At 72.2% G+C, this 23,592-nt stretch carries 27 protein-coding genes; 24 read left to right on the forward strand and 3 right to left on the reverse strand.

What is annotated here, in order from left to right; translation table 11 throughout:
* Positions 1 to 63 precede the first annotated feature (63 nt).
* The 13 genes from map to glmM all read left to right on the forward strand — a co-directional run bounded on the left by map (position 64) and on the right by glmM (position 10,276).
* Entirely contained in the window at positions 64 to 903 is an 840-nt protein-coding gene (map, locus tag ACFY2K_RS02125) for a type I methionyl aminopeptidase (protein ID WP_380521233.1), read from the forward strand.
* Positions 904 to 1,042: 139 nt separating this feature from the next.
* On the forward strand, positions 1,043 to 1,468 hold the full coding sequence (gene mscL, locus ACFY2K_RS02130; RefSeq protein WP_375882094.1) for a large conductance mechanosensitive channel protein MscL: 426 nt from the start codon (positions 1,043 to 1,045) through the stop codon (positions 1,466 to 1,468).
* A gap of 195 nt (positions 1,469 to 1,663) precedes the next feature.
* Positions 1,664 to 1,885, forward strand: a complete 222-nt coding sequence (gene infA, locus ACFY2K_RS02135) for a translation initiation factor IF-1 (RefSeq protein WP_003956442.1) — start codon at positions 1,664 to 1,666, stop codon at positions 1,883 to 1,885.
* A gap of 32 nt (positions 1,886 to 1,917) precedes the next feature.
* Complete coding sequence (gene rpmJ, locus ACFY2K_RS02140) at positions 1,918 to 2,031, forward strand: 50S ribosomal protein L36 (RefSeq protein ID WP_003956441.1); 114 nt, start codon at positions 1,918 to 1,920, stop codon at positions 2,029 to 2,031.
* Positions 2,032 to 2,206: 175 nt separating this feature from the next.
* The gene (gene rpsM, locus ACFY2K_RS02145; protein WP_316523629.1) at positions 2,207 to 2,587 is read left to right on the forward strand and encodes a 30S ribosomal protein S13; all 381 of its coding nucleotides are present in this window, start codon (positions 2,207 to 2,209) and stop codon (positions 2,585 to 2,587) included.
* 72 nt (positions 2,588 to 2,659) lie between these two features.
* Entirely contained in the window at positions 2,660 to 3,067 is a 408-nt protein-coding gene (gene rpsK / locus ACFY2K_RS02150; RefSeq protein ID WP_030232513.1) for a 30S ribosomal protein S11, read from the forward strand.
* Positions 3,068 to 3,197: 130 nt separating this feature from the next.
* Positions 3,198 to 4,220 carry a DNA-directed RNA polymerase subunit alpha gene (locus tag ACFY2K_RS02155; RefSeq protein WP_030055844.1) on the forward strand — a complete coding sequence of 341 codons (1,023 nt, stop codon included), beginning with the start codon at positions 3,198 to 3,200 and terminating at the stop codon, positions 4,218 to 4,220.
* A 127-nt stretch (positions 4,221 to 4,347) separates the two neighbouring features.
* Entirely contained in the window at positions 4,348 to 4,827 is a 480-nt protein-coding gene (gene rplQ, locus ACFY2K_RS02160) for a 50S ribosomal protein L17 (protein WP_375882098.1), read from the forward strand.
* Positions 4,828 to 4,906: 79 nt separating this feature from the next.
* Complete coding sequence (truA, locus tag ACFY2K_RS02165) at positions 4,907 to 5,818, forward strand: tRNA pseudouridine(38-40) synthase TruA (RefSeq protein ID WP_380521230.1); 912 nt, start codon at positions 4,907 to 4,909, stop codon at positions 5,816 to 5,818.
* A 41-nt stretch (positions 5,819 to 5,859) separates the two neighbouring features.
* Entirely contained in the window at positions 5,860 to 7,518 is a 1,659-nt protein-coding gene (locus ACFY2K_RS02170) for an ABC-F family ATP-binding cassette domain-containing protein (protein WP_380590007.1), read from the forward strand.
* A 232-nt stretch (positions 7,519 to 7,750) separates the two neighbouring features.
* On the forward strand, positions 7,751 to 8,194 hold the full coding sequence (gene rplM, locus ACFY2K_RS02175) for a 50S ribosomal protein L13 (protein WP_030055846.1): 444 nt from the start codon (positions 7,751 to 7,753) through the stop codon (positions 8,192 to 8,194).
* A gap of 45 nt (positions 8,195 to 8,239) precedes the next feature.
* Positions 8,240 to 8,749 (forward strand): 30S ribosomal protein S9, encoded by a 510-nt coding sequence (gene rpsI, locus ACFY2K_RS02180; protein WP_350503556.1) that lies wholly within the window; start codon positions 8,240 to 8,242, stop codon positions 8,747 to 8,749.
* 162 nt (positions 8,750 to 8,911) lie between these two features.
* Positions 8,912 to 10,276 (forward strand): phosphoglucosamine mutase, encoded by a 1,365-nt coding sequence (glmM, locus tag ACFY2K_RS02185; protein WP_375882106.1) that lies wholly within the window; start codon positions 8,912 to 8,914, stop codon positions 10,274 to 10,276.
* Positions 10,277 to 10,338: 62 nt separating this feature from the next.
* Here the strand turns inward: glmM and coaA are convergent, their stop codons facing one another.
* Positions 10,339 to 11,334, reverse strand: a complete 996-nt coding sequence (gene coaA, locus ACFY2K_RS02190) for a type I pantothenate kinase (RefSeq protein ID WP_375882109.1) — start codon at positions 11,332 to 11,334, stop codon at positions 10,339 to 10,341.
* A 108-nt stretch (positions 11,335 to 11,442) separates the two neighbouring features.
* Between coaA and glmS the strand changes: the two genes are divergently transcribed.
* Entirely contained in the window at positions 11,443 to 13,299 is a 1,857-nt protein-coding gene (glmS, locus tag ACFY2K_RS02195; RefSeq protein ID WP_375882113.1) for a glutamine--fructose-6-phosphate transaminase (isomerizing), read from the forward strand.
* Positions 13,300 to 13,338: 39 nt separating this feature from the next.
* Here glmS and ACFY2K_RS02200 read toward each other — a convergent pair whose 3' ends face one another.
* The gene (locus tag ACFY2K_RS02200; protein ID WP_380521224.1) at positions 13,339 to 13,896 is read right to left on the reverse strand and encodes a Uma2 family endonuclease; all 558 of its coding nucleotides are present in this window, start codon (positions 13,894 to 13,896) and stop codon (positions 13,339 to 13,341) included.
* A gap of 171 nt (positions 13,897 to 14,067) precedes the next feature.
* Between ACFY2K_RS02200 and ACFY2K_RS02205 the strand changes: the two genes are divergently transcribed.
* The 5 genes from ACFY2K_RS02205 (at position 14,068) to ACFY2K_RS02225 (ending at position 19,240) form a co-directional block, all read left to right on the forward strand.
* Positions 14,068 to 15,543, forward strand: a complete 1,476-nt coding sequence (locus tag ACFY2K_RS02205; protein WP_387709226.1) for an NAD(P)H-hydrate dehydratase — start codon at positions 14,068 to 14,070, stop codon at positions 15,541 to 15,543.
* 190 nt (positions 15,544 to 15,733) lie between these two features.
* Positions 15,734 to 16,945: an alanine racemase gene (gene alr / locus ACFY2K_RS02210; RefSeq protein WP_375882120.1), complete on the forward strand. Its 1,212-nt coding sequence runs from the start codon at positions 15,734 to 15,736 to the stop codon at positions 16,943 to 16,945.
* Complete coding sequence (locus ACFY2K_RS02215; protein WP_387709228.1) at positions 16,942 to 18,267, forward strand: alpha/beta fold hydrolase; 1,326 nt, start codon at positions 16,942 to 16,944, stop codon at positions 18,265 to 18,267. The genes alr and ACFY2K_RS02215 overlap by 4 nt, the downstream gene beginning before the upstream one ends.
* Before the next feature lie 118 nt (positions 18,268 to 18,385).
* On the forward strand, positions 18,386 to 18,880 hold the full coding sequence (gene tsaE, locus ACFY2K_RS02220) for a tRNA (adenosine(37)-N6)-threonylcarbamoyltransferase complex ATPase subunit type 1 TsaE (RefSeq protein ID WP_375882122.1): 495 nt from the start codon (positions 18,386 to 18,388) through the stop codon (positions 18,878 to 18,880).
* A 165-nt stretch (positions 18,881 to 19,045) separates the two neighbouring features.
* Positions 19,046 to 19,240, forward strand: a complete 195-nt coding sequence (locus tag ACFY2K_RS02225; protein WP_380590016.1) for a hypothetical protein — start codon at positions 19,046 to 19,048, stop codon at positions 19,238 to 19,240.
* 11 nt (positions 19,241 to 19,251) lie between these two features.
* Here ACFY2K_RS02225 and ACFY2K_RS02230 read toward each other — a convergent pair whose 3' ends face one another.
* A complete protein-coding gene (locus ACFY2K_RS02230; protein ID WP_380521329.1) occupies positions 19,252 to 19,818 on the reverse strand; it encodes a hypothetical protein in 567 nt (188 codons plus the stop codon).
* Between the two features lie 156 nt (positions 19,819 to 19,974).
* Here ACFY2K_RS02230 and tsaB point away from each other — a divergent pair, with 156 nt between their 5' ends.
* The 5 genes from tsaB to ACFY2K_RS02255 all read left to right on the forward strand — a co-directional run bounded on the left by tsaB (position 19,975) and on the right by ACFY2K_RS02255 (position 23,501).
* On the forward strand, positions 19,975 to 20,649 hold the full coding sequence (tsaB, locus tag ACFY2K_RS02235; RefSeq protein WP_387709230.1) for a tRNA (adenosine(37)-N6)-threonylcarbamoyltransferase complex dimerization subunit type 1 TsaB: 675 nt from the start codon (positions 19,975 to 19,977) through the stop codon (positions 20,647 to 20,649).
* A gap of 23 nt (positions 20,650 to 20,672) precedes the next feature.
* Entirely contained in the window at positions 20,673 to 21,152 is a 480-nt protein-coding gene (gene rimI, locus ACFY2K_RS02240; RefSeq protein ID WP_375882355.1) for a ribosomal protein S18-alanine N-acetyltransferase, read from the forward strand.
* Positions 21,145 to 22,251 carry a tRNA (adenosine(37)-N6)-threonylcarbamoyltransferase complex transferase subunit TsaD gene (tsaD, locus tag ACFY2K_RS02245; RefSeq protein WP_380397377.1) on the forward strand — a complete coding sequence of 369 codons (1,107 nt, stop codon included), beginning with the start codon at positions 21,145 to 21,147 and terminating at the stop codon, positions 22,249 to 22,251. Before rimI ends, tsaD begins: the two co-directional genes overlap by 8 nt.
* A complete protein-coding gene (locus tag ACFY2K_RS02250; protein WP_375882131.1) occupies positions 22,248 to 22,508 on the forward strand; it encodes a hypothetical protein in 261 nt (86 codons plus the stop codon). The genes tsaD and ACFY2K_RS02250 overlap by 4 nt, the downstream gene beginning before the upstream one ends.
* Positions 22,509 to 22,586: 78 nt before the next feature.
* Entirely contained in the window at positions 22,587 to 23,501 is a 915-nt protein-coding gene (locus ACFY2K_RS02255) for a polysaccharide deacetylase family protein (protein WP_380640054.1), read from the forward strand.
* Positions 23,502 to 23,592: the final 91 nt, after the last annotated feature.

Raw genomic sequence — 23,592 nt, forward strand, 5'->3', positions numbered from 1 at the left:
CGGCCGTTTTCGACGTCGTACGGTGGTAGGCAGTGGTAATCCGGACTTGGAAGGCGTGACCTGATGGTGGAGATCAAGACCCCCGAGCAGATCGCGAAGATGCGGGCGGCCGGGCTGGTCGTCGCCGAGGCGCTCAAGGCCTGTCGCGAGGCGGTCGCTCCCGGGGTGACCACCCAGGAGCTCAACGACATCGCCGACAAGGTCATCACCGACCACGGTGCCACCTCGAACTTCCGCGCCCACCACGGCGGCCTGTGGTTCCCGGGCGTGATCTGCGCCTCGGTGAACAACGAGGTCGTGCACGGCATCCCGGGCGAGCGGGTGCTGCAGGAGGGCGACATCATCTCGATCGACTGCGGCGCCATCCTGGACGGCTGGCACGGCGACTCGGCGATCACCGTCGCGGTCGGCGAGGTCCGCCCCGAGGTCGAGATGCTCAGCCGGGTGACCGAGGGCTCGATGTGGGCCGGCATCGCCCAGATGAAGAAGAACAACCGCCTGGTGGACGTCTCCAAGGCGATCGAGGGCTACATCCGGCGCCAGCCGCTGCCGCCCAAGGGCAAGTGGGGCATCACCGAGGGCTACGGCGGCCACGGCATCGGCACCGCGATGCACATGGAGCCGCACGTGCTGAACTACGTCGAGCGCGGCCGCGGCAAAGGCCCGAAGCTGGTGCCGGGCACCGTGCTGGCGATCGAGCCGATGGTCTCGCTCGGCACCCCGCACACCGCGGTGCTGGAGGACGACTGGACGGTCGTCACCAACGACGGCACCTGGGCCTCGCACTGGGAGCACTCGGTGGCCGTCACCGAGGAGGGCCCGCTGGTGCTGACCGCCTTCGACGGCGGCCGGGCCGAGCTCGCCAAGCTGGGCATCACCGCAGCTCCGGACCCGCTGGCGTAGTCGCCCGGGCGGTCAACTGCCGCTGCTGACAAGGGATCAGAGCCCTGGAGGTTTGGACCTCCAGGGCTTTTGTCCTATTTTTAACGGCTGGCAGTGGCAGTTACTGGCCCAGTGGCTTACGAGCGAGCAGGAGAGCGCAGTGCTCAAGGGATTCCGCGACTTCATGATGCGCGGCAACGTCATCGACATGGCCGTCGGTGTGGTCATCGGTGCCGCGTTCACCGCGGTGGTGACCGGCTTCGTGTCCGCCTTCCTCACCCCGCTGGTCGGCGTGGTGGTCGGCGCGGCCGGCGACTTCAGCTCGTACACGGCGGAGATCGGCGGGGTGAAGTTCCCGTACGGCCAGTTCCTGAACGTGCTGATCGCCTTCTTCATGACCGCCGCGGTGCTGTACTTCTGCGTGGTGCTGCCGATCACCAAGGCCACCGCCCGCTACCTGCCGAAGAAGCCGAAGGTCGCGAAGCGCCCGTGCCCCGAGTGCCTGACCGAGATCCCCGAGGCCGCCCGCCGCTGCTCGGCCTGCACCGCCCACGTCGACCCGCTGGCCGTCCCCACCGGGGTCTGACGGGGCCCGTGTGACGGCGGACTCCTTCCGGTACCCCCGTTTTGGACCCCCGGGACGCGCTGGCGTAGGATGGACCGTCGGCTCACTCGTAGCGTGCTTCAGCACGCCCTCTTCCCCTCGGGGGCGGGGTGAACCCAGGTTCGCACGAGCGTTCCGCATACGGTAGCCGGTCCCGGAAGGTGGATCTCGCAGTTCATGGCTAAGAAGCAAGGCGCCATTGAGATCGAGGGCACCGTGATCGAGTCTCTTCCGAACGCGATGTTCAAGGTCGAGCTGCAGAACGGTCACAAGGTCCTCGCGCACATCAGTGGCAAGATGCGCATGCACTACATCCGCATCCTGCCGGACGACCGGGTGGTCGTGGAGCTCAGCCCCTACGACCTCACGCGCGGCCGGATCGTCTACCGCTACAAGTAAGAACGTCAGATCTAGACCCGGAGAACCTGAACATGAAGGTCAAGCCGAGCGTCAAGAAGATCTGCGACAAGTGCAAGGTGATCCGCCGTCACGGCCGGGTCATGGTGATCTGCGACAACCTGCGCCACAAGCAGCGCCAGGGCTGATCTCCCTCCCGCATTTCTCGTAGTACTTCGCGCGACGCGAAAACGTCATACGCGGGTCACCCGATCCGTCCCGGACGGGACGGACTGCCGCCCCCGGTCAGAGGCCGGGGCTCCCTCACCGTGAGGTGTCGGAGTAGGTGCCCGTCAGACCTCTGAAGAACCACAGGAGCCTTGAATGGCACGCCTCGCCGGCGTTGATCTCCCCCGTGAGAAGCGGATCGAGATCGCCCTTACGTACGTGTACGGCATCGGCCGTACCCGCGCCCAGCAGACCCTCGCCGAGACCGGCGTCAACCCGGATGTCCGCGTTCGCGACATCACTGAGGACGACCTGGTCAAGCTGAGCCAGTACATCGACGCCAACTACACGGTCGAGGGTGACCTCCGCCGTGAGGTGGCCGCCGACATCCGCCGCAAGGTCGAGATCGGCTGCTACGAGGGTCTGCGTCACCGCCGTGGCCTGCCGGTCCGCGGCCAGCGCACCCACACCAACGCGCGTACCCGCAAGGGCCCGCGTCGCGCGATCGCCGGCAAGAAGAAGCCGGGCAAGAAGTAGTCCGTCCCGTCACCGGACATCCCTCCGGCCCGCGGGTCAGCGGACCGACCACCTCAGTAGGAGAACAGACTTATGCCCCCCAAGGGTCGTCAGGCTGCCGGCGCGAAGAAGATCCGCCGCAAGGAAAAGAAGAACGTCGCTCACGGCCACGCGCACATCAAGAGCACGTTCAACAACACCATCGTTTCGATCACCGACCCCGCGGGCAACGTGATCTCCTGGGCCTCCGCCGGCCACGTCGGCTTCAAGGGCTCGCGCAAGTCCACCCCGTTCGCCGCGCAGATGGCCGCCGAGGCCGCTGCCCGTCGCGCGCAGGAGCACGGCATGCGCAAGGTCGACGTCTTCGTGAAGGGTCCGGGCTCCGGCCGCGAGACCGCGATCCGTTCGCTCCAGGCCACCGGCCTGGAGGTCGGCTCGATCCAGGACGTCACCCCCACCCCGCACAACGGCTGCCGTCCGCCGAAGCGCCGCCGCGTCTGACGCAGCGCCTTCGGGCACGCGGGTAACGCTTTAAACCACGTACGGGGTCCTGTTTTCTGCGGGACCCCGTACGCTTGGTCCTGTCGGCATCAAATAGTGGGTGCCGAAGACAACTGGAGGAACACCCCCCATGCTTATCGCTCAGCGCCCCTCGCTGACCGAAGAGGTCGTCGACGAGTTCCGCTCGCGGTTCGTGATCGAGCCGCTGGAGCCGGGCTTCGGCTACACCCTCGGCAACTCCCTGCGCCGCACGCTCCTGTCGTCGATCCCGGGTGCCGCTGTCACCAGCATCCGCATCGACGGCGTCCTGCACGAGTTCACCACCGTGCCGGGCGTCAAGGAGGACGTGACCGACCTCATCCTCAACATCAAGCAGCTGGTCGTCTCCTCGGAGCACGACGAGCCGGTCGTGATGTACCTGCGCAAGCAGGGCCCGGGCGTCGTGACCGCCGCCGACATCGCCCCGCCGGCGGGTGTCGAGGTGCACAACCCCGAGCTGGTCCTCGCCACGCTGAACGGCAAGGGCAAGCTGGAGATGGAGCTGACCGTCGAGCGCGGTCGCGGCTACGTCTCCGCCGTCCAGAACAAGGCCTCCGGCCAGGAGATCGGCCGCATCCCGGTCGACTCGATCTACAGCCCCGTGCTGAAGGTCACCTACAAGGTCGAGGCCACCCGTGTCGAGCAGCGGACCGACTTCGACAAGCTGATCGTCGACGTCGAGACCAAGCCCGCCATGCGTCCGCGCGACGCCATGGCCTCGGCCGGCAAGACCCTGGTGGAGCTGTTCGGCCTCGCCCGCGAGCTGAACATCGACGCCGAGGGCATCGACATGGGCCCGTCCCCGACGGACGCCGCCCTGGCCGCCGACCTGGCGCTGCCGATCGAGGAGCTGGAGCTCACCGTTCGGTCGTACAACTGCCTCAAGCGCGAGGGCATCCACACCGTGGGTGAGCTCGTCGCCCGCTCCGAGGCCGACCTGCTCGACATCCGCAACTTCGGTGCGAAGTCGATCGACGAGGTCAAGGCGAAGCTGGCCGGCATGGGCCTGGCCCTCAAGGACAGCCCGCCCGGGTTCGACCCGACCGCCGCCGCCGACGCCTTCGGCGCCGACGACCTGGACGACGCGGGTTACGCGGAGACCGAGCAGTACTAAGAGATTTGGCCGCGGGGGCGGTTCCACGGAGCCGCCCCCGTCGTCATGGCAAGTCGTACCGGCAACAGTGCCGGTACGCCCGCTGCGGTACCTGGTACGGCCGTAGTCGGAGATCCAAGGAGTCACCATGCCGCGTCCCACCAAGGGTGCCCGCCTCGGCGGCGGCCCGCACCACGAGCCGCTGCTGCTCGCCGGTCTGTGCCGGGAGCTGTTCCAGTACGGCCGCATCACCACGACCGAGGCCAAGGCCCGTCGGATGCGCCCGCTGGCGGAGAAGCTGATCACCAAGGCGAAGAAGGGCGACATCCACAACCGTCGCCTGGTGCGCAAGACCATCACCGACATCTCGGTGCTGCACACCCTCTTCACCGAGATCGCGCCGCGCTACGAGAACCGCCCGGGTGGTTACACCCGTATCACCAAGATCGGTCCCCGTCGTGGCGACAACGCCCCGATGGCCGTGATCGAGCTGGTCGAGGCGCTGACCGTCGCGCAGACCGCCGTCGGCGAGGCCGAGGGCGCCACCAAGCGTGCCGTCAAGGAGGCCGACCAGGCCGCCGCCGTCGAGACCAAGGCCGACGAGGCCGAGGCCGCCGAGCAGGCCTGACACCTCCAGGTGTGATGCGGGCCCGCTCTCCCAGCGATGGGGGAGCGGGCCCGTTCCTTATTCGTAGGAGCAGGAGCAAGTGGTCAACGATTGCGCCGAGCAGCCACCGGTGAAGGACGGCCCGGCCGAGGGCCGCGTCCGGGTCCGGCTCGACCTCGCCTACCAGGGCGCCGAGTTCTCCGGCTGGGCCCGCCAGAAGGGCGGCCGCCGGACGGTCCAGGAGGAGATCGAGACCGCGCTGCAGGTCGTCACCCGCAGCCCGGAGCTGTTCCCGCTGACCGTGGCCGGCCGCACCGACGCCGGCGTCCACGCCCGCGGCCAGGTCGCCCACGTCGACCTGCCGGCCGAGCTGTGGGAGGCGCACCGGGAGAAGCTGCTGCGCCGGCTGGCCGGCCGGCTGCCCGGGGACGTCCGGATCTACCGGGTCGGGGAGGCGCCGGCCGGGTTCGACGCCCGCTTCTCGGCGATCTGGCGCCGCTACGCCTACCGGGTCGCCGACCACCCCGGCGGGGTCGACCCGCTGCTGCGCGGGCACGTGCTGTGGCACGACCGGCCGCTGGACGTGGACCGGATGAACGAGGCCGCGAAGCTGCTGCTCGGCGAGCACGACTTCGCCGCGTACTGCAAGAAGCGCGAGGGCGCCACCACCATCCGGACCCTGCTGGAACTGCACTGGGACCGCGTCCCGGTGGACGGCTACGCCAGCCAGGAGGGCAGCCTCGCGGTCGCCACCGTGCGGGCCGACGCCTTCTGCCACAACATGGTCCGGGCGCTGGTCGGCGCGATGCTGCTGGTCGGCGACGGGCACCGGCCGGTGGAGTTCCCCGGCGAGGTGCTGGCCGGCGGGGTGCGCAACTCGGCCGTCAACGTGATCCGGCCGTACGGGCTCACGCTGGAGGAGGTCGGCTACCCGCCGGACGACCAGCTCGCCGAGCGGAACCGGCAGGCGCGGCGGATGCGCACGCTGCCCGGGCAGCCGGCCGTCGCGTAATCCGTTTTGGCCCGGGGCGTCCGCTTGGGACAATCGCTCCCATGGGACACGTCGAGATTTCGCACCTGGAGTACTACCTGCCGGACGGGCGGGTGCTGTTCGACGACGCGTCCTTCCGGGTCGGCGAGGGCGCCGCGGTCGCGCTGGTCGGCGCCAACGGCGCCGGCAAGACCACCCTGCTGCGCATGATCGCGGGGGACATCCAGCCGCACGGCGGCACGGTGACGATCAGCGGCGGGCTCGGCGTGATGCGCCAGTTCGTCGGCACCACCGGCCGCGAGGACCAGAGCGCCACCCCGGGGGCCCTGCCGGCCGACGCCTCGGTGCGCGACCTGCTGGTCTCGGTCGCCCCCGAGCGGATCGCCGTGGCCGCCCGCGCGGTGGACGCCGCCGAGCTGGCGATGATCGCCCAGGACGACGAGAAGACGCAGATGGCCTACGCCCAGGCGCTCTCCGACTGGGCGGACGTCGGCGGCTACGACTACGAGACCGACTGGGACGTCTGCACCATGGCGGCCCTCGGGATGCCCTTCGACAAGGCCCAGTGGCGCGGCCTGAACACCCTCTCCGGCGGCGAGCAGAAGCGGCTGGTGCTGGAGGCGCTGCTGCGCGGCCCCGAAGAGGTGCTGCTGCTCGACGAGCCGGACAACTACCTGGACGTACCGGCCAAGCGCTGGCTGGAGGAGGCCCTCAAGGCCACCTCGAAGACCGTCCTGTTCATCTCGCACGACCGTGAGCTGCTCTCCAGGTCCGCGGACAAGATCATCAGCGTCGAGTCCGGTGCCGCCGGAAGCAGCGTCTGGGTGCACGGCGGCGGCTTCGACAGCTTCCACGAGGCCCGCAAGGACCGCTTCGCGCGGTTCGAGGAACTGGGCCGCCGGTGGGACGAGGAGCACGCCAAGCTCAAGAAGCTGGTCGTCACCCTGCGCCAGGCCGCCTCCGTCAGCCACGCGCTCGCCACCCGCTACGCGGCCGCCCAGACCCGGCTGAAGAAGTTCGAGGAGGCCGGCCGCCCGGAGGAGCCCCCGCGCGAGCAGAGCATCACCATGCGGCTCAAGGGCGGGCGCACCGGCATGCGGTCCTTCACCCTGGAGCGGCTGGGGCTCACCGGCCTGATGCAGCCCTTCGACCTGGAGGTCTTCTACGGCGAGCGGGTCGCCGTGCTGGGCGCCAACGGGGCCGGCAAGTCGCACCTGCTGCGGCTGCTCGCGGGGGACACCACGGTCGAGCACACCGGCGACTGGAAGCTCGGCGCCCGGGTCGTCCCCGGCCACTTCCGGCAGACCCACGCCCATCCGGAGCTGTTCGGCCGCACCGTGCGCTCGATCATCGAGGAGGAGCACGCGCTCAGCCGCGGCGCCGCGATGGGCGCGCTGCGCCGGTACGAGCTGGACCGCCAGGAGGAGCAGAAGTTCGAGTCGCTGTCCGGCGGACAGCAGGCCCGGCTGATGATCCTCAAGCTCGAACTCTCCGGCGTGACGGCCCTGTTGCTCGACGAGCCGACCGACAACCTGGACCTGGAGAGCGCCGAGGCGCTGCAGACCGGGCTGGAGGCCTTCGAGGGCACGGTGCTGTGCGTCACCCACGACCGCTGGTTCGCCAAGACCTTCGACCGCTTCCTGGTCTTCGGCGCGGACGGGAAGGTCTTCGAGTCGTCCGAACCGGTCTGGGACGTCACCCGGGTGGAGCGCGAACGCTGAGTGACGGCGGGGTGGGCGGCCGGCGATTTTTGACCGCTCCCCGCCCGCCCGGTAACCTGGACGCTTGATGTGCGTATTGGCTCGCTCTATCTCACGTGAGAGGTCGGTACGCCGGAGACATCAGGTCGACGACCAGCGGTCACCCTTGAATTGCGTCCAAGGCTGATCAGGCTGCTCTTCCGTCCGGGTGCTCCTGTCAGGACTCACTCACTGAAAAGCGAAGGCTACGACCGTGCGTACGTACAGCCCCAAGCCCGGCGACGTCCAGCGTCAGTGGCACGTCATCGACGCGACCGACGTCGTGCTGGGCCGCCTGGCCTCCCAGGCCGCCAACCTCCTCCGGGGCAAGCACAAGGCGATCTACGCGCCGCACGTTGACACTGGTGACTTCGTCATCATCATCAACGCCGACAAGGTGCACCTGTCCGGTAACAAGAAGACCCAGAAGCTGGCCTACCGCCACTCGGGCTTCCCGGGCGGTCTGCGCTCGGTGCGCTACGACGACCTGCTGGCGAACAACCCGGAGAAGGCCGTCGAGAAGGCCATCAAGGGCATGATCCCCAAGAACAGCCTGGGCCGCCAGATGCTCTCCAAGCTGAAGGTCTACTCGGGCGACCAGCACCCCCACGCTGCCCAGCAGCCGGTGCCGTTCGAGATCACCCAGGTCGCGCAGTAATTCGGCCACCAAGCCCCCCAACACTGAAAAGAGCTGAGGAACATCGTGGCCGAGACCACTGAAACCCTTGAGGTCGACTTCGACGAGGCCGTTGAGGCCGTCGAGGGCGAGTACACCTCCGAGGAGAGCTACACCTCCGAGTCCCTGGCCGGCCGCTTCGGCGAGGCCACCCCGGGCGCCGGCCTCGGCCGTCGCAAGGAGGCGATCGCCCGCGTGCGCATCGTCCCCGGCACCGGCCAGTGGAAGATCAACGGTCGCACCCTCGAGGGTTACTTCCCGAACAAGGTGCACCAGCAGACCGTGAACGAGCCCTTCAAGCTCCTCGAGCTGGACGGCCGTTACGACGTCGTCGCCCGCATCAGCGGTGGCGGCGTCTCCGGCCAGGCCTACGCGCTGCGCCTCGGCGTCGCCCGTGCCCTGAACGAGGCCGACGTGGACAACAACCGCGCCGCCCTCAAGAAGGCCGGCTTCCTGATGCGTGACGCCCGTGCCGTCGAGCGCAAGAAGGCCGGTCTCAAGAAGGCCCGCAAGGCGCCGCAGTACAGCAAGCGCTAATCGCGTCCCCGGGGGTGCGTACCGCCCTGGCGGCGCACCCCCTGGTTGCGCAAACCGTCGCCCCGGAGTACCTCGTGTACTCCGGGGCGACGTGTTCCCCGGCTAACGTGCGGCGGCCGGGATCAACGGTGGGTTCCGAGCATGGTGATGGAGGACGGGACAGTGGGACGACTCTTCGGTACGGACGGCGTACGCGGTGTGGCCAACGAGGGCCTGACGGCGGAGCTGGCGCTCGGCCTGTCGGTCGCGGCCTCCCACGTGCTCGGCGAGGCCGGCGCGTTCGACGGGCACCGGCCGGTCGCGGTGGTCGGCCGTGACCCCCGTGCCTCGGGCGAGTTCCTGGAGGCCGCGGTCATCGCGGGCCTGGCCAGCTCCGGCGTCGACGTGCTCCGGGTCGGCGTCCTCCCCACCCCCGCCGTGGCGTACCTCACCGGCGCGCTCGGCGCCGACTTCGGCGTGATGCTGTCCGCCAGCCACAACGCCATGCCGGACAACGGCATCAAGTTCCTCGCCCGCGGCGGCCACAAGCTGGACGACCGGATCGAGGACGCGATCGAGGCCCACTACCGCAAGCACACCGTCGGCGGCGAGGACTGGAACCGCCCGACCGGTGCCGCCGTCGGCCGGGTCCGCGAGTACACCGAGGGCTTCGACAAGTACGTCGCCCACCTGATCGGTGTGCTGCCCAACCGCCTGGACGGCATCCGGGTCGTCATCGACGGCGCCCACGGCGCGGCCGCCTACGTCGCCCCCGAGGCCTTCGCCCGGGCCGGCGCCGAGGTCGTCCACACCCTGGGGGCCGAGCCCACCGGCCTCAACATCAACGACGGCGTCGGCTCCACCCACCTGGACCGGCTGCGCGTCGCGATGAAGGAGTACCGGGCCGACCTCGGCATCGCCCTGGACGGCGACGCGGACCGCTGCCTGGCCGCCGACGCCGAGGGCGACGAGGTGGACGGCGACCAGATCATCGCCATCCTCGCCGTCGCCATGAAGGAGGCCGGCACCCTGCGCCGCAACACCGCGGTCGCCACCGTGATGTCCAACCTCGGCTTCAAGCTGGCGATGGAGCGCGAGGGCATCGACCTGGTGGAGACCGCCGTCGGCGACCGCTACGTGCTGGAGGCGATGAAGGAGCACGGCTTCGCGCTGGGCGGCGAGCAGTCCGGCCACGTCATCCTGCTGGACCACGCCACCACCGGCGACGGCACCCTGACCGGCCTGATGCTGGGCGCCCGACTGGCCGCCACCAAGCAGCCGCTGGCCGACCTGGCCGCCGTGATGACCCGGCTGCCGCAGGTGCTGATCAACGTCAAGGGCGTCGACAAGGGCCGGGTGGGCACCAGCACCGAGCTGGCCGCCGCGGTCGCCGCCGCCGAGGCCGAGCTGGGCGCCACCGGCCGGGTGCTGCTGCGCCCCTCCGGCACCGAGCCGCTGGTCCGGGTCATGGTCGAGGCCGCCGACCCGGTGCAGGCCGAGGCCGTCGGGCAGCGCCTCGCCGAGGCGGTCCGCACCCACCTGGGCTGAGCCCGCCCCGGAGACCACGAAGGGCCCCCGCGCGGGGGCCCTTCGCCGTGTCCTGCGCCCGGTCAGAGCTTGCGCAGCAGCGCCCGGCGGACCTTGTGGTCGGCGCCCTTCTGCAGGACCAGGGTGGCCCGGCCGCGGGTCGGCAGCACGTTCTCCAGCAGATTCGGCTTGTTGATGGTGCGCCAGACCTGTCGGCCGTACTCCATCGCCTCCTCCTCCGGCACCTCGGTGAACCGGGTGAAGTAGGAGTTCGGGTCCTGGAAGGCCGTCTGCCGCAGCTTGCGGAAGCGGTCCAGGTACCAGTGCTCGATGTCGTCGGTGCGGGCGTCGACGTAGATCGAGAAGTCGAAGTAGTCCGCCACCGCGAGCCTGGTCCGGCCGTCGGTGCCCGGCAGGGCCGGCTGGAGCACGTTCAGGCCCTCGACGATCAGGATGTCCGGGCGCTCCACCGTCAGCCGCTGGTCCTGCACGATGTCGTACACCAGGTGCGAGTACACCGGCGCCGTCACCAGCTCCTTGCCCGCCTTCACGTCCGCGACGAAGCGCATCAGGGCCCGGCGGTCGTACGACTCCGGGAAGCCCTTGCGGGCCATCAGGCCGCGGCGGCGCAGCTCGGCGTTGGGCAGCAGGAAGCCGTCGGTGGTGACCAGCTCCACCCGCGGGTGCTCGGGCCAGCGGGCCAGCAGGGCCTGGAGCAGGCGGGCGGTGGTGGACTTGCCGACGGCCACCGAGCCGGCCACGCCGATGATGAACGGCGTACGGGTGCGCTCGGTGTCCGGGGTGTCCAGGAACGTGCCCAGCGCGCCGCGCAGTTCGTGCGTGGCGTGGATGTAGAGGTTCAGCAGCCGGGACAGCGGCAGGTAGACGTCACGCACCTCGTCGAGGTCGAGTGCCGTGCCGAGGCCGCGCAGCTGCTCCACCTCCTCGGCGGTCAGCGGAAGTGGCGTACGCTCGCGCAGTGCGCTCCACTCGGCCCGGCTGAGGTCCACGTAGGGGGACGGGGACGGGCCGGGCGTGGCGGCGCCCCGCGTACAGAGTTCGGTCAGCACATGCTCCATTGTGAGCCGTAGCGGTGTTCACCGTGGTTGTGGTGTCGGTCACGCAGGGTTGGGGCGAGCCGGGAAAGACGGGAAAACGGCCACAGAACCGCCCTTATGCTGGCACGCATGTGCGGAATTGTTGGATACGTGGGCGCGCAGTCCGCCCTCGACGTAGTAATCGCGGGCCTGCAGCGACTGGAGTACCGGGGCTATGACTCGGCCGGTGTCGCGGTGCAGGCGCAGGACTCCCAGGGGCAGTGGAGTCTGGTCACCGACAAGCGGGCCGGAAAGCTCGGCAACCTGGAGAAGTCGCTCGCCGAATCCCCCCTCCCCGGCGGCACCACCGGCATCGGCCACACCCGTTGGGCCACCCACGGCGGCCCGACGGACGCCAATGCCCACCCCCACCTGGACGACGACCGCCGGGTGGCCGTGGTCCACAACGGCATCATCGAGAACTTCGCCCAGCTGCGGGCCGAGATCGCCGAGCGCGGCCACACCCTCCGGTCCGAGACCGACACCGAGGTCGTCGCCCACCTGCTCGGTGAGGCCTACGACGGCGACCTGGCCGAGGCCATGCGCGTCGTCTGCCGCCGGCTGGACGGCGCCTTCACCCTCGTCGCCGTCCACGCCGACTCGCCCGACGTGGTGGTCGGCGCCCGCCGCAACTCCCCGCTCGTGGTGGGCCGCGGCGAGGGCGAGAACTTCCTCGCCTCCGACGTCGCCGCCTTCATCGCGCACACCCGCGAGGCGATCGAGCTGGGCCAGGACCAGGTCGTCGAGCTGCGCCGGGAGGGCGTGACCGTCACCGACTTCGACGGCAACCCGGCCGAGGTGCGCGAGTACCACGTCGACTGGGACGCCTCCGCCGCCGAGAAGGGCGGCTACGACTACTTCATGCTCAAGGAGATCGCCGAGCAGCCGAAGGCCGTCGCCGACACCCTCCTCGGCCGGATCGGCACCGACGGCCGGCTGACCCTCGACGAGCTGCGGATCTCCGACGCCGACCTGCGCTCGGTCGACAAGGTCGTCATCGTCGCCTGCGGCACGGCCTTCCACGCGGGCATGATCGCCAAGTACGCGATCGAGCACTGGACCCGCATCCCCTGCGAGGTCGAGGTCGCCTCGGAGTTCCGCTACCGCGACCCGATCATGGGCCCCGGCACGCTGGTCATCGCCATCTCGCAGTCCGGCGAGACCATGGACACCCTGATGGCCCTGCGGCACGCCCGTGAGCAGGGCGCCAAGGTGCTGGCGATCTGCAACACCAACGGCTCGACCATCCCGCGCGAGTCGGACGCGGTGCTGTACACCCACGCCGGACCGGAGGTCGCGGTCGCCTCCACCAAGGCGTTCCTGACCCAGCTGGTCGCCTGCTACCTGGTCGCCCTGTACCTGGGCCAGGTGCGCGGCACCAAGTGGGGCGACGAGATCTTCACCATCATCCGCGAGCTCGGCGACGCGCCGAAGCAGGTCGAGCAGGTGCTGGAGACCATGGAGCCGGTGCGCGAGCTGGCCCGCTCGCTGGCCGACGCCCGCTCGGTGCTGTTCCTCGGCCGTCACGTCGGCTTCCCGGTGGCCCTGGAGGGCGCGCTCAAGCTCAAGGAGCTCGCCTACATGCACGCCGAGGGCTTCGCGGCGGGCGAGCTCAAGCACGGCCCGATCGCGCTGATCGAGGAGGGGCTGCCGGTCGTGGTGGTCGTGCCCTCGCCGCGCGGGCGGTCGATCCTGCACGACAAGATCGTCTCCAACATCCAGGAGATCCGGGCCCGCGGCGCCCGCACGATCGTGATCGCCGAGGAGGGCGACGAGGCCGTCGTGCCGTACGCGGACCACCTGATCCGCATCCCGGCCACCCCGACGCTGCTCCAGCCGCTGGTCTCCACCGTCCCGCTCCAGGTCTTCGCCTGCGAGCTGGCCACGGCCAAGGGCCACGAGGTCGACCAGCCGCGCAACCTGGCGAAGTCGGTCACCGTCGAGTAGACGCCCGGCCGTTCGCGGCGCCCCTGCGGTGGCTGTGCCCTACCGCAGGGGCGCCGTGTCGAGCGTGAAGGAGAACGGGGCGGGCAGGTCGATCGACTTGCCGAACTCGACCTTGGTCCGGGTGATGTAGTCCCCGCCGTCGGGTTCGGTGAACAGCGTGACCGTGCCGTCGGTGCGGTCGACCAGCAGGTAGCAGGGGATTCCCGCAGCGGCGTAGCCCAGGCGTTTCGGTTCGCGGTCCTTGTACGGGTTGGTCGAGGTGATCTCGAAGACCAGCAGTACGCCCGCCGCCTGGGCCCAGGAGTCCGAGTGCTCGAAATGCCCGACCGGGCTCACCACGCCGTCGGGGATGAAACGGCCCTTGGGCGTGATCAGACCCTTGGTGCCTGACAGGTCGAACTCGGTCTCGGCCTTGCGCATGAACTGCCTGTTGATGAGCGAGAACGCGGTCTCGTGGGCCCCGTCCGGCGGCGGCGTCACGACGATCTCCCCTTCGATGAATTCGGCCTTGCTTCCCAGCGGCGTGTCCAGCTCCAAAAACGCCTGGAGGAGGCTGTCCTCGCCCAGCGGGTGCTCGATTGCCGGCATGGCGACCATGGCCCTTCTCCCTCCTGTGGGTCCGTGCCGAGCCACAAGGTAGGCGTACGGACCGACACCGGTGGGGGCTCGAAGTGGGTGTCACCCGAAAGTGTGCCGCAGGCCCGGCTCCCGCGGGGCCGGGACGCGGGCTAGCGTCGGCGGTAGCCGACTGCCGAAGGAGTTCTCCCCATGCGTCATGCACACCCTGTGGACACCGTCCGGGCCGCGGAGGCGGAGCTGATGGCGCGGCTGCCGGAGGGCACGCTGATGCAGCGGGCGGCGGCCGGGTTGGCGGCGACGTGTGCGCGGCTGCTGGTCGGGGGTCGGGGGCGGGTGTACGGCAGTCGGGTGACGGTGCTGGCGGGCAGTGGGGACAACGGGGGTGACGCGCTGTACGCCGGGGCGGCGCTGGCCCGGCGCGGGGCGCGGGTGACGGCGGTGCTGCTGGCGCCGGCGAAGGCGCACCCGGGCGGGCTGGCCGCGCTGCGGGCGGCCGGCGGGCGGGTGACGGCGGAGCAGGAGGTCGGCCTGGCCGACTTCTCGTGCGCGGACCTGGTGCTGGACGGGATCGTCGGCATCGGCGGCCGGGGCGGGCTGCGCCCCGAGGCCGTGCCGTACGCCCGGGCCGGGCGGCGCGGCACCGTGGTGGCGGTGGACCTGCCCAGCGGGGTCGAGGCGGACAGCGGCGAGGTGCCCGGGGAGGCGCTGCGCGCGGACGTCACGGTCTGCTTCGGTACCTACAAGCCCGGGCTGCTGATCGACCCCGGGGCCTCCTACGCGGGCGCGGTGCAACTGGTGGACATCGGCCTGGAACCGCCGGAGCCGGAGGTGACGGCCCTGCAGCACGCGGACGTGGCGGCGCTGCTGCCGCTGCCGGGCGCGGAGAGCGACAAGTACCGGCGCGGTGTGGTCGGGGTGGCGGCCGGCTCGGCGCGGTACCCGGGGGCGGCCCTGCTCGCGGTCGCCGGTGCGCTGCACGGCGGTGCGGGCGCCGTCCGGTACGTCGGCACGGCGGCCGAGGAGGTGGTGCGCCGCTTCCCGGAGACGCTGGTCACCGAGGGCGGCCCGGCCGGGGCCGGACGGGTGCAGGCCTGGGTGGTCGGGCCGGGCGGGGGCGAGGGGGCGCGGCAGGCGCTGGTCGAGGCGCTGGCGAGCGACGTCCCGGTGCTGGTGGACGCGGACGGGCTGACCGAGCTGGGCCGGCTCGGTCCGCGGGCGCTGGCCGGCCGCACCGCGCCCACCCTGCTGACCCCGCACACCGGCGAGGCCGCCCGGCTGCTGGCCGGCGCCGACGGCACCGCGCCGCCCGCCGCCGACGACTTGGCCGCCACCCGGCTGGCCACCGCCCGCCAGCTGGCCGCCGCCTACCGGGCCACCGTGCTGCTCAAGGGCTCCACCACGGTGGTCGCCGACCCGGGCGGGGCCGTCCGGGTGAACCCCACCGGCACCTCCTGGCTGGCCACCGCGGGCAGCGGGGACGTCCTGGCCGGGCTGGCCGGTTCGCTGCTGGCCGCGGGCCTGCCGCCGCTGGACGCCGCCTCGGTGGCCGCCTACCTGCACGGCCTGGCGGGCCGGGAGGCGGCGGGCGAGCCCGGGGCGCCGGTGCCGGCGCTCGCGGTGGCCGGGGCGCTGCCCACGGTCTGGCGGGCCGTCCGGCGGCCGTAGCCGTAGCCGTAGCCGTAGCCGGGCCCGCCGCCCCGCCCGGGCCGGAACCGGGACGTCCGTTCACCGCGTCCTGAACTGGGCGGACGAGCCGTCCGCCGCAGGTCGGCGGGGTGCGGGGGGTCGCGGTGCCGACCGCCGCGCCGAAGGCCCGTTCGGCGAGGACTCCGGGACGTCTGGGAGACTGACCCTGATGACAACTGCGAACACGACCGGCACGGCCACCCTCACCGACGGCGTACGGGCCGAGGCGACCATCGATCTCGCCGCCCTGCGCGGCAACCTCGCCTCCCTGCGGGAACGCGTCGGGAGCACGGCGGTGATGCTCGCGGTCAAGGCGGACGCCTACGGCCACGGCGCGGTCGAGTGTGCCCGCGAAGCGGTCGCGAACGGGGTCGGCTGGCTCGGCTGTGCGACGCCGGACGAGGCGCTGGCGCTGCGGGCCGCGGGCATCCGCCCCGAGCAGGCCCGCATCCTGTGCTGGCTGTGGACGCCGGGCGGGCCGTGGCGCGAGGCGCTGCGTGCGGACCTGGACATCTCGGTCAGCGGCCGGTGGGCGCTGGAGGAGCTGCTGACGGCCGTTCGGCAGACCGGCGTTCCGGCGCGCGTCCACCTCAAGGCCGACACCGGCCTGGGCCGCAACGGCTGCCAGCCGCACGACTGGCCGCAGCTGGTCGCCGAGGCCCGGCGGGCCGAGGCGGAGGGGCTGCTGCGGGTCGTCGGCGTCTGGTCGCACTTCGCCGCCGCCGACGAGCCCGGCCACCCGTCGATCCAGGCCCAGTTGGACTCCTTCCGCGCCGCGCTGGCGCAGGCCGAGGCCGCCGGGCTGCGCCCCGAGGTCCGGCACCTGGCCAACTCCCCGGCCACCCTGCTGCTGCCCGAGTCGCACTTCGACCTGGTCCGCACCGGCCTGGCCGCGTACGGGCTGTCGCCGGTGCCCGAGGTGGGCTCGCCGGCCGACTTCGGGCTGCGCCCGGTGATGGCGCTGTCCGCCCGGCTGGCGCTGGTCAAGCACGTCCCCGGCGGGCACGGGGTCAGCTACGGCCACCACTACGTGACGCCCGGTCCGACCACGCTGGGCCTGGTGCCGGTCGGCTACGGCGACGGCGTCCCGCGGCACGGCAGCGGCACCGGCCCGGTGCAGATCGGCGGCAAGTGGCGCACGGTGGCCGGCCGGGTCGCGATGGACCAGTTCGTGGTGGACCTGGGCGGCGACACCCCCGAGACCGGCGACGAGGTGCTGGTGTTCGGCAACGGCGAACGCGGTGAACCGACCGCCGAGGACTGGGCCCGCGCCTGCGGCACCATCTCGTACGAGATCATCACCCGGATCGGCGCGCGGGTGCCCCGCCGCTACCTGGACGGCAGCCACGACGGCGGCCGTGACGGGGGCCGCGCGGCATGACCGACACGCCGGCCGACAGCAACCCGGTCGCGGCGGTGGCCAAGGCGGCCGGCGCGGCCACCGGGGTGAGCCGGGCCGGTGTGATCGGGATCTCGGTCGGCGTGCTGGCGGCCGGCGCGGCCGCGGGCGTCGCGATCGAGCGGCTGACGGTCGGCCGGGCGATGCGCCGCCGGGCCCGGGCCGAGCTGGAGGCGACCGCCCCGTACGGCTCGCTGCGCGGGCGCCCGCTGACGGTGGCCGCGCCGGACGGCACCGAGCTGTACGTCGAGCTGGACGGCACCGGCTGGGACGAGCCGGACGGCGACGCGGCGGAGCAGGCCGGAGGCGAGCGGGCGAACAGCAGCCTCCTTCCGCCGCCGCTGACCGTGGTGTTCAGCCACGGCTACTGCCTCAACCAGGACAGCTGGCACTTCCAGCGGGCGGCGCTGTGCGAAGGCCTGCGGCTGGTCTTCTGGGACCAGCGCAGCCACGGCCGCTCCGAGCGCTCCCGCTCCTACCTGGCGGGCGAGCCGGCCAGCATCGACCAGCTGGGCGGTGACCTCAAGGCGGTGATCGACGCCGTCGCGCCGACCGGTCCGCTGGTGTTGGTGGGCCATTCGATGGGCGGCATGACGGTGATGGCCCTGGCCGACCAGCACCCGGAGCTGTTCCGGACGAGGGTCGCCGGGGTCGCGCTGGTCGGCACCCTGGCGGGGGACTGGAACGAGGTGAGCCTCGGCCTGCCGAAGGCCGGGGCCAAGCTGTTCAAGAGGGTCGCGCCCGGGGTGGTGAAGCTGCTCGGCCGTCAGGTCGACCTGGTGGAGGCGAGCCGGCGGATCGGCTCGGACGTGGCCGCCGTGTTCTACCGGCGGTTCTCCTTCGGCGGCCGGGACGTCGATCCCGGCGTGGTGCGCTTCGCCGAACAACTGCTGGACGCCACCCCGATCGACGTGGTCGCCGAGTTCTACCCGGTGTTCGGCGCGCACGAGAAGTACGGGGCGCTGGCCGCCCTGCGCGGCCTGCCGGCTCTGGTGCTGGCCGGGACGAAGGACCTGCTGACGCCCTCGGCGCACAGCGAGGCGATGGCCGAGCGGCTGCCGGGGGCCGAACTCGTGCTGGCCGAGGGCGCCGGGCACCTGGTGCTGCTGGAGCGCCCGGAGCTGGTCGACCACGAGCTGGCGCGGCTGCTGCGCCGGGCCGCCGACTTCGCCGGTGCCGCGCCGCTGCCGCCGGCCGTCCTCGAACTCGCGGCCGAACCGCCCCGGGAGGACCGGGCTCCGGCGGGCGCGACCCCGGGCGCGACCCCGGACGCGGACCCGGATCCGGCCCCCGACCCCGCCTGAGACCGGCCCGGGTACGCCCGGGCACCCGCGCGCCACGGCGGGGTGCGGTGATGTGGCACGGTAGCGGTGGCGGCCGGTGGTCGGTGCGCCGCTACGGACCGAAGGGCAAGACACGCGCATGGGCTCGCACGCCACTCTGACCGTCCCCACTCCGGAGCGGATGGGCCGTCTCGGCCGGGAGCTGGCCGCGCTGCTGCGGCCGGGGGACCTGGTGCTGCTCTCCGGTGAGCTGGGGGCGGGGAAGACGACGCTGACCCGGGGCCTGGGGGAGGGGCTGCAGGTCCGCGGGGCGGTGACCTCGCCGACCTTCGTGATCGCCCGGGTGCACCCCTCGCTGGTCGGCGGCCCGGCCCTGGTGCATGTGGACGCGTACCGCCTCGGCGGGGACCTCGACGAGATGGAGGACCTCGATCTGGACGTCTCGCTGCCGGAGTCGGTGGTCGTGGTCGAGTGGGGCGAGGGCAAGGTCGAGCGGCTGTCCGAGGAGCGCCTGGAGGTCCGGATCGAGCGGGCGATCGGTGACACCGCCGGGGAGGACCACGACCCGCGCCGGGTGCTGCTCACCGGCATCGGGGCGCGCTGGGCGGACGTCCCGCTGGCCGAGCTGGCCTAGGGCGCGACCAGGGCCGCGCACGGGGCGTGTGCTGCGGGCTTGCCGGGCCCCGGTCGATCGGGTTCCACCGTTTTGCCGACAGGCCGTCGGCAAGGTGTTGCGGGCGGGGCGCCGGGCGTGGTGGGATGGGTGCTGCGGTTAGGTCTGCCTAACTAGGGAGGCGCCATGTCGAGCACCACCCCCGCCCCGGAGCGCGCCGTGCGTGCCACCGGGGCCGGAGAGTCCGCCCACCGCGCTCCGGGCGCGCCGATGCGGGCCCTGCTGGCCGCCTGCGCGGCCGCCGAGGCGGTGTCCACCCCGCCCGAACCGAAGGCCCGGCAGGCCGAGGAGCCCGAGGCGGGGACGCCCCGGGCCGCGTAACGCGCCGGGCCTCAGGGGACCACGACCACCTTGGTGCCGTTCGGCGCGAAGTCCCAGAGCAGCTGTCCCTCGGAGCGGCCGCTGCGGATGCCGCCGGTCTTGGCCTTCGGGTCGGCGGTCGGCGTGCTGCCGTCCAGTGCCGCGCTGAATCCGAACACCACGCCGTTCTGCTGCGCGAAGCGCACCACGTGCTCGATCTGCTTGCCGTCCGTCCCGGTGGCGGTCTGGGTGCGGCTGTACACCGAGTAGCTGCCCGGGGTGGGCTCGACCGAGCCCGGAGTGACCGGGAAGGCGGCCGCGACCTGCGGGTTCTTCTTCGGGTCGACCAGCCAGACGAAGTGGCCGCCGGCCGAGTAGACGACCCGGGTGCCGCTGCCCGAGGTGGCCGGCAGCGGCGGGACGGTCGGGGTGGCGGAGGCGCTCGGCGTCGCAGAGGCGGCCGGGCCGGAGGACGTCGAGGCGACGGTCGGCTTGGCGCCGCCCGCGCGGTCCTGGGCGCCGTTGGCCTGGAAGGCCAGCAGGCTCACCACTGCCAGGGCCCCCAGGGTCAACCCCGTGACCACCACTCCAGGACCCATCTTCGCCACGTGCCCGCTCCCGCCGCCGTCCGCTGTACGTACCGCCCTTATCGTGCCAGGTCCCCGGGGCGGGTCGGCAGTGGCCAGTACGTGTGTTCCGGATGGGGACACCAGCTCGATCGTCCGGTCGGCCCAACGTCGGTCTAACCTTGACCCGTGCTGCTGCTCGCGTTCGACACCGCTACCCCCGCCGTCACCGCCGCCGTCCACGACGGCACGGCCGTCCTCGCCGAGACCCACCAGGTCGACGCCAGGCGCCACGGCGAACTGCTGCTGCCCGCGATCGACCAGGTCCTGCGGGCCGCCGGAGTGGACAAGAGTCGGCTCACCGGCATCGCGGTCGGCGTCGGCCCGGGCCCGTACACCGGCCTGCGGGTCGGCCTGGTGACCGCCGCCGCGCTCGGCCACGCGCTCGGCCTGCCGGTGCACGGCGTCTGCACCCTGGACGCGATCGCCTTCCAGGCCCGCGCCGAGGGCCTGACCGGACAGCCGTTCACGGTCGCCACCGACGCGCGCCGCAAGGAGGTCTACTGGGCCTCCTACGACGCCGACGGCAACCGCACCGAGGGCCCCGGCGTGGACCGCCCGGCCGAGCTGACGCCCGCCGCCCGCTCGGTGGGCGCCGGCGCGCTGCTCTACCCCGAGGCCTTCCCGGGCGCCAGCGGCCCCGAGCACGTCTCGGCCGGCGCCCTGGCCGGCTTCGCCGCCGCCGAGCTGGCCGCCGGGCGCGAGCTGCTGCCGAACGTGCCGCTGTACCTGCGCCGCCCGGACGCCCAGGTCCCGGCGGGCTACAAGAACGTTCTGGGGGGCAAGGCGGTGCTCCCGGCGTGAACCACGGCACCACCCTGCGCCCGATGCGCTGGTGGGACATCGAGCCGGTGCTGGACCTGGAGCTCAGGCTGTTCCCCGAGGACGCCTGGTCCTCCGGGATGTTCTGGTCCGAGCTCGCCGAGGCCCACCCCGGCGGCACCCGCCACTACTCGGTCGCCACCGCCGCGGACGGCACGATCGTCGGCTACGCCGGCCTGATGGCCGTCGCCGGTGACGGCGACGTCCAGACCATCGCCGTGGACGAGCGCCACCAGGGCGCCGGCCTCGGCACCGCCCTGCTCACCGACCTGATCCACGAGGCCGCCCGGCGCGGCTGCGCCGACCTGCTGCTGGAGGTGCGGGTGGACAACCAGCGCGCCCAGCGGCTGTACGAGCGCCACGGCTTCGAACCGGTGGGCATCCGGCGCGGCTACTACCAGCCCGCCAACGTCGACGCGCTGGTGATGCGCCTCGAACACCCCAGCACTGACCCGAAGGAACCGAAGGACACCCCCCATGGCTGACGAACCGCTCGTCCTCGGCATCGAGACCTCCTGCGACGAGACCGGCGTCGGCATCGTGCGCGGCACCACGCTGCTGGCCGACGCGGTCGCCTCCAGCGTCAACGACCACGCCCGCTTCGGCGGCGTCGTCCCGGAGATCGCCAGCCGCGCCCACCTGGAGGCGATGGTCCCGACCATCCAGCGCGCCCTGGACACCGCCGGCATCAAGGCCAGTGACCTGGACGGCATCGCCGTCACCGCCGGCCCCGGCCTGGCGGGCGCGCTGCTGGTCGGCGTCAGCGCGGCCAAGGCGTACGCCTGGGCGCTCGACAAGCCGCTGTACGGGGTCAACCACCTCGCCTCGCACATCTGCGTCGACCAGCTGGAGCACGGCCGGCTGCCCTCGCCGACGATGGCCCTGCTGGTCTCCGGCGGGCACTCCTCGCTGCTGCTCAGCGAGGACATCACCACCGACGTCCGCCCGCTCGGCGCGACCATCGACGACGCGGCCGGCGAGGCCTTCGACAAGGTCGCCCGGGTGCTCGGCCTGGGCTTCCCCGGCGGCCCGATCGTCGACCGGAAGGCCCGCGAGGGCGACCCGAAGGCGATCGCCTTCCCGCGCGGCCTGACGGGGAAGAACGACCCCGCGTACGACTTCTCCTTCTCCGGCCTGAAGACCGCCGTCGCCCGCTGGGTGGAGGCCAAGCGCCGGGCCGGCGAGGAGGTGCCGATCGCCGACGTCGCCGCCTCCTTCCAGGAGGCGGTCACCGACGTGCTCACCCGCAAGGCCGTCAAGGCCTGCAAGGACAGCGGCGTCGACCACCTGATGATCGGCGGCGGCGTCGCGGCCAACTCCCGGCTGCGCGAGATGGCCCAGCAGCGCTGCGACCGGGCCGGCATCCGGCTGCGGGTGCCCCGGCCGGGCCTGTGCACCGACAACGGCGCGATGGTGGCGGCGCTGGGCTCCGAGATGGTGTGGCGCGGCCGCACCCCCTCCGCCTTCGAGCTGTCCGCGGACTCCTCGCTGCCCGTCACCGACGTCCACGTCCCGGCCGGGGGAGCCGGGCACGGCGACGTCCACGGCCAGGCCTACCAGGCCCTCGGCGGCGGCGCCGCGTGACCGTCGCCGCGATGTGGGAGGCCCGCGCGGCGGACGGCCGCGGGGCCGAACTCGCCGCCTGGGCAAGGGAGTCCGCTCTTCCCGCGCTGCGCGGCGCGGCCGGGCTGGAGCGCCTCGAACTGCTCTCCGCCCCCGGTGAGCGGGTGCTGCTGATCACCTGGTGGAGCGGTGCGCCCGTGCCGGTCGCCGACCCGCCGGCCGAACTGCTGGGCCGCCCGGTGCACCGCTGGTCCTTCACCAGCGACCACGTCGAGTAGGGCCCGAACGGGAACCGCCGCGGCGGCGCTACCGTGCATAGCTGAGAGAACGCTGGACGGGACCGGGAGCGCGGTGCGGTGAACAGGGACGGGCGGAGCAGGACCAGGACGTACGTGGCGGGGGCGGTGGCCCTGCTGGCCTTCGCCACCGCGTGCGGCGACAACGGGGGCGGCGGCAGCGCCGCCCCGGCCGCGAGCACGGCCGGGACGGCGGAGCAGACCCGGCCGCCCGCCGGCGGCACCCCCAGCGCCGCGGCCACCACGCCCGGCGCGGCCCCGGCCCAGGGCGACGCCGCGGCCTGGGCGAAGTGGAACCTCAAGCCGCTCGCCCCGGCCCCCGCGCCGCCGGCCGACAAGCCCGTCAAGCTCGAACGCACCGGCACCGTACCGGTGTTCAGCGATGTGAAGACCACCGACAAGGTCATCTTCATCACCATCGACGACGGCGCCGAGAAGGACCCGAAGTTCGTCGAGATGCTGACCGACCTCAAGGTGCCGATCTCGATGTTCCTGACCAAGGACATCGTCAAGAACGACTACGGCTACTTCAAGCCGCTCCAGGCGCTGGGCAACCACATCCAGAACCACACCGTCACCCACCCGGTGATGAGCAAGCTGTCGGCCGACAAGCAGAAGTCCGAGATCTGCGAGGACCAGGCCGCGCTCACCCAGCAGTACGGCACCGCCCCGCTGCTGTTCCGCCCGCCGTTCGGCGACGGCGCCAACACCCCGATGCTCAACACCTCGGTGCAGCAGTGCGGCCCGCGCGCGATCGTGCTGTGGCGCGAGTCGATGCAGATCCACGACATGCAGTACCAGGCGGGCGACAAGAAGCTGAAGTCCGGCGACATCATCCTGGCGCACTTCCGCGGCCCCAAGGAGCTCAAGGGCGCCACCATGACCCAGATGTTCGCGGACCTGCTGGCCCGGATCCAGGAGCAGGGCTTCTCGGTGGCCCGGCTGGAGGACTACATCCAGGCGCCGGCCTCCTAGGTTCTGTCCGGCGGATCATGGTCGGAGCCAGAGGCGGATCGCTGCGACGGTGACCGTGCCATGGAAGACGTAGGCCCGCTTGTCGTAGCGG

Origin of the sequence: Kitasatospora sp. NPDC001309, assembly GCF_042896295.1 — a bacterium.
Taxonomy (GTDB): domain Bacteria; phylum Actinomycetota; class Actinomycetes; order Streptomycetales; family Streptomycetaceae; genus Kitasatospora.